This window comes from Aestuariivivens insulae (assembly GCF_022662195.1).
GTDB classification, from domain to species: domain Bacteria; phylum Bacteroidota; class Bacteroidia; order Flavobacteriales; family Flavobacteriaceae; genus Aestuariivivens; species Aestuariivivens insulae.
Genome location: NZ_JAKMCS010000007.1, coordinates 240,477 through 251,449 on the forward strand (window position 1 = coordinate 240,477; position 10,973 = coordinate 251,449).

General features: G+C 35.0%; 9 protein-coding genes. All 9 read left to right on the plus strand.

Annotated features, from left to right (window positions below):
• The first annotated feature begins 302 nt into the window (after nt 1-302).
• Complete coding sequence (locus tag MR062_RS10810; RefSeq protein ID WP_242204218.1) at nt 303-1,409, plus strand: Fic family protein; 1,107 nt, start codon at nt 303-305, stop codon at nt 1,407-1,409.
• A 49-nt stretch (nt 1,410-1,458) separates the two neighbouring features.
• On the plus strand, nt 1,459-1,719 hold the full coding sequence (locus MR062_RS10815) for a Fic family protein (RefSeq protein WP_242204219.1): 261 nt from the start codon (nt 1,459-1,461) through the stop codon (nt 1,717-1,719).
• 492 nt (nt 1,720-2,211) lie between these two features.
• The gene (gene rpsU / locus MR062_RS10820) at nt 2,212-2,406 is read left to right on the plus strand and encodes a 30S ribosomal protein S21 (RefSeq protein ID WP_242204220.1); all 195 of its coding nucleotides are present in this window, start codon (nt 2,212-2,214) and stop codon (nt 2,404-2,406) included.
• A 6-nt stretch (nt 2,407-2,412) separates the two neighbouring features.
• Entirely contained in the window at nt 2,413-3,150 is a 738-nt protein-coding gene (locus MR062_RS10825; RefSeq protein ID WP_242204221.1) for an NYN domain-containing protein, read from the plus strand.
• 11 nt (nt 3,151-3,161) lie between these two features.
• Nucleotides 3,162-4,025 carry a sigma-70 family RNA polymerase sigma factor gene (locus tag MR062_RS10830; protein ID WP_242204222.1) on the plus strand — a complete coding sequence of 288 codons (864 nt, stop codon included), beginning with the start codon at nt 3,162-3,164 and terminating at the stop codon, nt 4,023-4,025.
• A 342-nt stretch (nt 4,026-4,367) separates the two neighbouring features.
• Nucleotides 4,368-4,814 carry a hypothetical protein gene (locus MR062_RS10835; protein WP_242204223.1) on the plus strand — a complete coding sequence of 149 codons (447 nt, stop codon included), beginning with the start codon at nt 4,368-4,370 and terminating at the stop codon, nt 4,812-4,814.
• A 278-nt stretch (nt 4,815-5,092) separates the two neighbouring features.
• Nucleotides 5,093-6,415 (plus strand): hypothetical protein, encoded by a 1,323-nt coding sequence (locus MR062_RS10840; protein WP_242204224.1) that lies wholly within the window; start codon nt 5,093-5,095, stop codon nt 6,413-6,415.
• A 155-nt stretch (nt 6,416-6,570) separates the two neighbouring features.
• Nucleotides 6,571-8,010, plus strand: a complete 1,440-nt coding sequence (locus tag MR062_RS10845; protein WP_242204225.1) for a T9SS type B sorting domain-containing protein — start codon at nt 6,571-6,573, stop codon at nt 8,008-8,010.
• A gap of 1 nt (nt 8,011) precedes the next feature.
• Nucleotides 8,012-10,783, plus strand: coding sequence for a PorP/SprF family type IX secretion system membrane protein (locus MR062_RS10850; protein ID WP_242204226.1), 2,772 nt, complete (start codon nt 8,012-8,014; stop codon nt 10,781-10,783).
• Nucleotides 10,784-10,973: the final 190 nt, after the last annotated feature.

A 10,973-nucleotide genomic window follows, 5' to 3' on the forward strand; every position in this document is an offset into this window, starting at 1 on the left:
ATAACATAGAAAACTTTTTAAATTCACCGTTATAGCGGTAAAAAAAGAGGTTTGAATCATATCATTTGATAAAATAATGTTACATGGGTTAAAATTACTGATATAGCGGTAAAAATGGAAGGTGTGGATATTCTATTATGAATGGATTAATTAGACAATTTACGAAATACATATGTAGAATAATTTGGTATGTCATATGACCACGTAATTTGATACTAAAATTTTAGTATGAGCCGATTAATTTTGTTAATCGGCTCAATATTTTATGTATTTTTGAGCCAATTATGTAATTTAATCGACTCATGAAGTATAATTGGCAACAAAAAGATTGGACAAAATTTAGCTACGATATAAATAGGCTGGAAGAACGATTATATGCTTTTGCTGAAAAGTCTGGGCTTATAAGTGGTATTCTAAAAGCGATGCCTAAAGAAGCCCATGTGCAAACAACGATTGATATTTTGGTTGCTGAAGCTATTAAAACTTCGGAGATAGAAGGGGAGTATTTAAGTAGAAAAGATGTTACATCTTCCATAAGAAACAATTTGGGGATTAATATCAAAGAGGAACAGGTTAAGGATAAAGAAGCCAAAGGGATGGCAAATCTCATAACAGATGTTCAAAATAGTTATGCCGCTGTTCTAACCCAAGAAAAGTTATTCGATTGGCATAAAATGATATTCCCTTATGCAAAGAATATTAGGGTTGGTGGATGGCGTACTCATAAAGAACCCATGCAAGTTGTATCAGGGAGAATTGATAAGCCAACAGTACATTTTGAAGCACCACCATCTGAAAGAGTACCTATGGAAATGAATAATTTTATTGATTGGTTTAACAAAACATCTCCCTATGGAAATGCCCCTATTAAGTATGCTCCGATACGATCGGCCATTTCACATTTATATTTTGAAACAATACACCCTTTTGAAGACGGAAATGGTAGAGTTGGTAGAGCCATAGCCGAAAAAGCATTGTCGCAAACCGTAGGTTCCCCACTTTTGTTAAGTCTTTCTGTTGCAATTGAAGCAAAGAAAAAAGATTATTATGAAGCTTTAAAGGAGGGGCAGAGTAGTAATGAAATTACGGCTTGGTTAGAATATTTTATTGATGTGATATTACAGGCACAAGACAATTCGGAAGCGTTGATTGATTTTACATTAAAAAAGACAAAACTATTTGATGTTTATCAAGAAAGATTCAATGATAGGCAGTTAAAAGCTGTTAAGCGTATGCTACAGGAAGGTCCAGGCGGTTTTGAGGGTGGTATGACGGCCAAAAAGTATATGCGTATTACCCAAACATCAAAAGCCACTGCTACTAGAGATTTGCAGAAGTTATCAGAGTTAGGCATCTTTGAAGTTAAAGGTGATGGGCGCAGTACATCTTATTATATCAAGTTTGTCTAATTTTACAAGAGATTAATTTCATAAAAATTTCCATTCTGAAAAGGGTACAGTGCAAGTCACCGAACAAGTTACCCTCCAAGTCACCCCCCAAGTCACCCCTCAAGTCAAAAATCTATTGAAAGTTGTTACAGAGGAGCATAATAGACAGGAATTACAGGAATTGCTCAATTTGTCAGATAGAAAATATTTCAGGGAAAATTACTTACAACCAGCACTTGATGCAGAATTAATAGAAATGACCATTCCTGACAAGCCTAAAAGCAGTAAGCAAAAATATAGGTTAACTGAAAAGGGAAAACAAATTAAATAAACTTTGTGTTAGTTCAATATATTTTGGCTTTAGAACGATTTATTGGTCAGAAAATTAAAAAGATATTAACAGCCCTAAAAAACAGATTGAAAATTTGTCTCTCGTTTGTACCTCGAGGCCAGTGACCACCCATGAATCAAGCAAAGTTACATATTGTGTCGTAAATAGATTACATTAAGGATTTTAAGTATTGATTAAAGACATATTAATTCTAAATGTTTACGGAGAGTCAATTTAAATAATAGGATTAAAATAACAATATTTCAATTAAAAGGCGTTTCTTTGTATGGTATTAGCAACATTATTATTAAGTAAAGATTTTTTTATTCCTTCCTAGTTTTTTATTGCTAACACATACTTTGATGTATTTCTATACTGCTCGTTACTATTAATATTTCAACTTGTAAGTAGGTCATAGCACATTACAGTAAATCATGTTAAACATTTAAAAGGCTTAGTTAATAGACGTTGCCTTTTATTAAACTATATTATATGCTTATTATAAAAGTAACTACAGGAGAAAATATTGAACGAGCTTTAAAGCGCTATAAACAAAAAGTAAGAAAGACAAAACAGTTAAGAGTGTTGAAAGGGAATCAGCATTTTACTAAAAAATCACTTAAAAGAAGAGAGGAAATAGCCAAAGCTAGATATAAAGAAGACTACGAACGATCAAAAGAAATATAAATTATTATGACCGATTTGCATTTAGCAGTATTAATCGATGGAGATAATGTACCTTCCGCTTATGTTAAGGAATTACTTGAGGAAATTGCTAAATATGGCAATCCAACAGTAAAGCGAATTTATGGCGATTGGACAAACCCCAGTTTGGTTAAGTGGAAAAAGGTGCTGCTTGAAAATGCCATAACGCCCATTCAGCAGTATGGATATACCACAGGCAAGAATGCAACCGATTCGGCAATGATAATTGATGCTATGGATATTTTGTACTCAGAAAAGGTAAAAGGGTTTTGTTTGGTATCCAGTGATAGTGATTTTACAAAGCTTGCCACAAGGCTTAGAGAAGCAGGGATGATTGTTTATGGTATAGGTGAAAAGAAAACCCCCAATCCCTTTATCGTGGCATGCGATAAGTTTATTTATCTTGAAATTTTAAAAAAGGAAGCCGAGCAAGATGATTCAACTTCCTTAAAAACTAAACCACCCAAACCCAAGGTAGATAAGATTACACCTGCAGTTGTTAATTTAATCAAATCGACCATTTCTGACTTAGAAGACGACGAAGGTTGGGCGTTTTTAGGAGAAGTAGGCACATTAATTCAAAAGAAGCAACCAAATTTCGACCCAAGGAATTATGGTTATCAAAAGCTTACCCCATTAATTAAATCAATTGACAATATTGAAATTGAACCGCGAAAAAACCCAAACAATAAGCAAAAGCTTATCTACGTCAAAATAGTTCAATAACACTTACTTGAATGAGACCGCTCCAAATAATTGGCCAAATAACCGATAGAAATGATCTATCGGTTAGTAAATATCTCAGCGATATTAACAAAATTAATTTGGTATCGTTAGAAAGAGAGGTCGAGTTAGCTATACAAATTAAAAAAGGAAACCAACAAGCTCTTAATGAGTTAATTAATGCCAATCTTAGATTTGTTGTGTCTGTAGCAAAGCAATATCAAAATAGGGGCATGTCTCTTTCAGATTTAATAAATGAAGGCAATTTGGGATTGCTTAAAGCGGCTACAAAATTTGATGAAACACGTGGATTTAAGTTTATTTCCTATGCTGTTTGGTGGATAAGGCAAGGGATAGTACAATCGCTTTCTCAAAATTCAAGAACAGTGAGGCTTCCCCTTAACAAGATTGGTCTGTTGAGCAAAATAAAAAAGGCGGAGGTTTGTTTTGAACAAAAGCATTATCGGGAGCCGACCGTAGATGAAATTTCTGAAATCATTGATGTTTCCAATGATGAAATTGAACTTTGTATAAAAAGTTCTGGTTATTGTGCTTCCATGGATGCGCCTTTATCTGAAGATTCGAACCTTAATATGCATAATGTTATTAAAGCTGAGAATTTTCCAACTCCAGATGCCGTTCTGTTTTTAGATTCGCTCCAGTGCGATTTGGATGCCGTTTTGAATTCGCTATCCGAAAGAGAGTCAGAGATCATCAAGCTCTACTATGGTATTGGTACAGAATCTGCAATGAATTTGGTAGAAATAGCAGAATTATTTGGAATAACTAGAGAGCGGGTTAGACAAATAAAAGAATTAGCCATTTTAAAAATTAAAGATTCAAATAAGTCCCAAATATTATTAAAGTATTTAGGCTAAAAGGTTTATTGGGATTCCTTGGGAGTATAATTTGTGTTTTATAGATTATCAGTTAAGTTTCTTCTATAGTATACATTACGGCCATTTTAAAAGTAGTAAATGTATAGCTATATAAATATCCAAACCCTTATAAATTAAATCAACTAGATATAAGTTTGGCCATGCAAGATCTCATATCCAAAATATTTTTTATGTAACTTATTAATACGTAATTAATTAGAATTTGTTGCTTGTTTATTTTGAAAGAATAATCTTCTTCAAAACATAAAAAAACAGATTAAATGCTAAAAATGTCGACAAAATGTATTATGTTTGTTGCGAAGTGTTATTAAAATTTACGATATGCAAACAAAAATTATTTTTTTTACGATATGTTTTTTTATGGCAACTGGTGTTGGTTTTGCCCAAAAGAATAAAGGGGAAAAGAGTATAATTAGTGAAGGCGTTGCAATAAAAAAATATCATAATAAACCAGAGTTAGAGCGTATGCCAAAGGGGCAATTGTTAGGCCTTTATGTGGAACGTATTGAAAGTTTGGTGAAATTATTACCATACATTGCTTTTGCTACTAAACCAGGAGTGACCATGTCTACATTAGGTATTCCAAGTGATAAAGATAATAGCAAAAGTTTAGAAGAACAATTCGAGGCTACCGATAAGTTTTTAGAAGCTAATTCTGAATTTCAAAAACGTATATTACCTTATTCAGATACAGATGATTTGGTTTCTGCTATCCTATTTTACGAAGAAACCTTAAAAATGTTACATGAATATTCAGAGTATCATTAAGTAGGGTACTTTCAATTATAAGTAAACTAATTAAAGCTGGTGCTAACGCATTGGCTTTTATATTTTAAAAACTGCCTATATGGGCCACCATGATTTTAACATAATTTTAAGAAATTTAATCTGTTGTTATTTTAATCGATAAAAACATGCATTACGTCGATTAATCGAACATGTTTTTTTGTAAAAGATGCATTTTGTCGTAAAAATTTGCATTACATGGATATTTTTTACTATGTTTGGCTATAAATAATAATTAATTGTATCTAAAGCTTTTTGCCATGAAAAAATCTACCGGAATAATCTTATTGTTTCTACTAACAATTGGGAATATCTCTGCACAGCAAGAAAAGGGAATAGTAGGTATAGATAATTGGTTGAATAATTGGACCCAGTTTAGGCCAAATCAAGAATACTACGGTGAACCAACACAAATTTTAACAGGTAATATAACCGAAGACACCAAATTATATAAACGGTACACGTACTTATTGTTAGGAAGTGTATTTGTGGTTAACAATGCCACATTAACTATAGAACCTGGCACTGTAATAATAGGTGATTTTAAAACTAATGGATCTTTAACCATTTCTAAAGGAGCTAAAATTATTGCCGACGGTTTAGAGACAGACCCTATAGTATTTACTTCAGGAAAAAGCGTTAAGCGCGCAGGAGATTGGGGTGGAATTATGATTCTTGGAGATGGGCCTACCAATAAATTTGGTAACGGGTCTATTGCTGCTTTTCATGAACAACTGGAATCCAATAATTATATAAATACAAATTATGGAGGCGAAAACCTAGAAGGAGATTCTGGTATACTACGTTATGTGAGAATTGAATATGCCGGCAAAAGAACCAAGGCCGCTGGATATTATAATGGGTTGTTGCTTGCAGGGGTGGGAAATAAAACCCAAGTAAGTAACGTTATGGTGAGCTTTGCAGCTGGAGATGCTTTTAAAGTTTTGGGAGGCGAACTAAAATTAGAACAGGTAATATCTTATAAGGCTAATGGAAATGATTTTAAATTTAGTTATGGAACACAATGCGAGTTGACTAATTCGCTTGCTATTCGTTCACCCTATATATCTAGTGTAGAAGGATCAAGAAGTGTTCAGGTAATGTCTTATGAAGAACAAGGAGAAGTTGATATGTCCAAAAAAGGAACCAATGTAACAGCTACCAATTTAACCTTACTAAACGATAGTGAAGATTTAGCATCCGATATTAAGATGGGATTGGTTAGAGAAGGTGTTTATGTAGGGCATAATGCTTCTTTGGATATGAAAAAAACGGTGATATCTGGTTTTAACCCTGCTGTTATTTTTGAAAATAAGATTGCTATAAATCAAGAAAATTTAGAAAAGATTCAATTTTCTGAAATGTATTTCAATAATTGTAACGGAAATATTTTTGTTGAGAACAATTCAAATAACGACGACTTAGAAAACTGGTATGGCAACAGTGCATTCTTTAATGTGTATTCCAAGGGACCCAATGGAGAAACGTTTATTGATATAAATAATGCAAGACGTCCAGATTACAGATTGAAAATAAACAAAATAATAGCCACAAATAACGACCCAGATCTAATAGATGATTAAAGAGCGCTCTCTTTATCATTTTAACCTAACAACCATACTAGATATATGAAACTCCCTGGATAAAACAAAGAAACCTTATTGTCTCAGTTAATTATTGCTCAAAAAAGATTGGGCAATAATTGTTTGCTTTGTCTAAACCACTAACAACATAACACATGCGAAATTATATAAACATCCTAATAGTTGTTGTTTTGGCAGTTAGCCTGACATCACCTGTAGATGCACAAGTCGTAATTAGTAAGCCAAATTTAGGGTTTAGCCAAGCATGTGCCAGTGAGTCATTTAACACGTATAACGTAACTTTTTCTTTTTCACCCGAGGGCGATTTAACAGCAAGTAATCAATTTATAATAGAGCTTTCAGACGAGACTGGAGATTTTACAAGCGCTACAGTAATTTATACTTCAACAGCTGGTAGTGTAACAACTTCGCCGGCAACCTTAACGTTTTCGTTTCCAACTACGGTAGCGGGAGAAGCTTATAAGTTAAGGGTAAAGAGTACCTCGCCAGCGGCCAGTAGTACGCCGTCCGATGCCTTTCCGGCATATTACAAAGCACAGGATGAGCCATTTACCATCAATAATTTAGTGGCAACGGGTGCGTATTGCCCAGGAGGGAGTTATTTGTTAACGATAGATAACCCTGGTGAACCTTCAAACAATTCACCTTTACAATATCCATCATTAACTTTTAATTGGTATAAGGGAACCGATCCTTCAAACTCTGTGTTTGTGGCATCAGGAGAGAGTTTGGTGGTAACCGAATCTGGGACATATTATGTAGAGACCAACTACGGTTCTTGTACTTCAAATTCATATTCCAATAGAGTTACCGTAAACGAATCCGGATCTGGATCGTCTTCAGAAATTGCTTCCAGTTTAGGAAACCCGTATTGTTCCGGAGACGGGCCAACAACATTGACCGCTATTTCTGGCCAAAGCTATAAATGGTTTAAGAATGGTGAAGAAATAACAGGGGCAACCAGTCAAATGTATCAAACCAACGAATCGGCTACTTATTCTGTTCAAGTCGATTTAGGGGATTGTACAGATACTGCTTCCATAGACCTTAATGCAGAGGGGTTTAACAGTGATATCGATGTTCCAGAAACCAATTACATGAATGATGGGGAAACATTGATTGCGACTGTTACAACAGATGCCATAAGTCCAACCTTTCAATGGTATAGAAATGATACCTTAATAACTGGAGCATCCACCAATACTTATGAAGCGACACAATTAGGGAATTACAAAGTGGTAGTGTCCCAAACAGGAGGGTGTATAACTTCAATAGAACACCTTTTTGCTCTTGTCGATGCTTTTCCTGCAGTAGATAAAATTCCAAACCTGGTTAGTCCTAATGGTGATGGTGATAACGATACTTGGATTATCCCCCAAGCCTATGTTAGTGGAACAAATACACAAGTTGTTATTTATAATGCCCAAGGTAAAATTGTATTTCAAACTAATGATTACCTAAATGATTGGCCGCAAAATCAGCCAAATTTTAGTGCTATAAATCCTGTTTACTACTATGTAATCACTCCGGCAAATAATAATATTAAAAAAGGGTCAATAACGATAATAAAATAATATGGTGAAACAGCTTCTTTTGTATATCGTTTTATTTGCTTGTATACAGCAATTCAATGCACAAGAAGATGGTGTGGTAGCCCTAGATTTGCCCATTAGAAATGGTTTAAGATTCAATAGATATGCCATAAATCCAACCTTTAGTTTTGTTAGGGAACAAAATAAATATATAAGTTTTACCAATAAAAGACAGTGGGTTCAGTTTGACAATGCGCCACAAACCAATCTGTTCAGTTATTCAGGAAGATTTAGGGAAAACATTGGGGCAGGTATAGGTCTGTTTCAACAAGATTATGGGGTGTTGACTACTTTTGGCGGCATACTCAACTTTGCTTATAATGCTGTTTTAAATAGAGATAATAACCTTACATTCGGTATAAATTTAGGGTTTTACCAAAGTGGTATAAACGATGGTAAAGTAGTAACTAACTTTCCAGATTCCTCATTGGATAACATTCCTACTAATTCAGTAATGACAATAAACCCAGGAATCAACTATGGTACGGCGTTTTTCGATTTCGGACTTTCAGTAAACAATTTGGTGGCTTATAATTTTAAGACCTCTAAAATGCTCGAAGAGAATCCAGAGCAAAGTGTTCAGGCCCATGCCATGTATACGGGGTATATGAATTCTCGAGGTTTTTTTGATCAGAGTAAGTTTTCAACATTAATCAGATCAGAATTCAAAAAAAATAACACCATATTTTCTGGAATTGTCATGTTAGCCGTCCCTAAAGGCATATGGGCACAAGCAGCTTACAATACACTTTATGGGGTGTCTGCTGGGATTGGACTCAATCTTACAAAAGAAATTGCTTTAGAATATAATTACGAACAAGCCATTGGTGACTTATCTGGTTTCGGAAATTCCCATGAAATAACGATAGCCTATAAATTCAAAAAGTCGTATAGATACAATTACGCCGATGATGATGACGAAGAAGCATTGATTATGCCTTCCAATCGATCAAAAGGAATTGCAGCTAGGCGTAAAGCGGCCAGTAACAGTAATAGGCCAAGAGTGGTAAGGAAACCTAGAACAGTTAAGGAGAATAATAAAATAGCTGAAGCGACTAATAACGAGCAGAAAGCACAAACCCAAAAAGAAGAACAAGAACGTCTCGAAGCTGAAAAAGCCACAAAATTACAGGCCGAACAAGAAGCTGCTAAGTTAGCAGAAGAAGCTAGGAAAAAGGTAGAAGCCGAAGCAAAATTAAAGGCTGAAGCTGCAGCTAAATTGAAAGCAGAACAGCAGGCACAAGCGAAATTAGCAGAAGAAACCAGATTAAAAGACGAAAGGGAAAGACAGGCTAAGATAGCCGAGGAACAACGTCTTAAGGCTGAAGCTGCGGCGAAATTGAAAGCAGAACAGGTGGCCCAAGCAAAATTGGCAGAAGAAAATAGGCTAAAAGTTGAAAGAGAAAGACAGGCTAAATTGGCCGAAGAACAACGTCTTAAGGCTGAAGCTGCCGCTAAGTTAAAGGCCGAGCAGGAAGCCCAAGCGAGGTTAGCAGAAGAAACTAGGCTAAAAGCCGAGAGAGAAAGACAAGCCAAGATCGTTGAAGAACAACGTCTTAAGGCAGAAGCTGCCGCTAAGTTAAAGGCCGAGCAGGAAGCCCAAGCGAGGTTAGCAGAAGAAACTAGGCTAAAAGCCGAGAGAGAAAGACAAGCCAAGATCGTTGAAGAACAACGTCTTCAGGCAGAAGCTGCCGCTAAGTTGAAAGCCGAGCAGGAAGCCCAAGCTAAATTGGCAGAAGAAACTAGGCTAAAAGCTGAAAGAGAAAGACAGGCTAAATTGGCCGAAGAAGCCCGACTTAAAGAAGAGGCGGAGGCTAAGACTAAAGCCGAAAAAGATTTGGAAATTGGTATGCAAGAATTGGATGGTGTGCTTGTTCCAGTAGCTAAAGATAGACCAGCATTAGAGATGGGTAACCTAACAGCCCTGTCTGAAAAATCTAAAATTGAACAGCAAGGTTTATTAGACCAATTAAAGACCAAAGTGGCTAGCAAACAAAAAGATTTAGACGATCTTAAAAAAGAAAATGATTTAAGTGAACAAGGTATTTATACAGCACCAAAAGCATTTAAGAGTATATCTGCCGAAAATAGAGAAATAGAAGCATTAAAGGTAAATATCAATAACCTTATAGAGTCTCAGGAGGTTCAAATTACTGAGTTAGAACGTTTGTATAAAGAAAGGTTGAAAACGGTTAGAGATAGAACAGATAAAGTCAATGTCTTCTATTTACAAAAAATAAATGAACTTAAGTCGCAACAAGAGCAAGCGGTTTCAGTTAAGGCAAATCTATTGTCGGAGTTAGAAGTCATTAAAGAGGCTACCGAAGTAGAAAGAAAACGTAGAATTAAGCGTGCAGCTTACGATAATGAACAAGTAAGATATCAAAAAGATAGGGCCACATTAGAACAAATTAGACAAATTACGCCTATTAGTAATGAGCCGCTCAAACCAGAAGATTTCGATTCAGGGGAAGTATTGAGCAATATCCAAATCTTGAAAGGGGTTAATAATATCGAAAACGGCTATTATCTGGTAGTAGCAGTACACACCGATACGAAGAAAAGAGATGAGTTCTTAAGAAAAGCTATAGCAGCAGGTCAAACAAATATCGATTTCTTCTTTGATGTGAATTCAAGTAAGTACTATATTTATTATCAGAAATTCGATTATATAGAAGGGGCTAATAGGGCTATGGAGTCAAAAGGAAAACAGCCCTACAACACTAATATGTCCGTAGTGAAAATAGAAGATTAATGCTCTAATTGCTACACCGCTACAATAACTAGAATAGCAACAACCATAAATTGTTAAAATTTTAGGTAATATCTCACTAAGTGTGTAAAGTTAAAAATATCGAGGGTTGCAACCCTCGATATTTTTTTTGTTTAATTTTAAATTTTATACACTTATGAAGAAAGAAGATTTTCTACACGATGATTTTTTA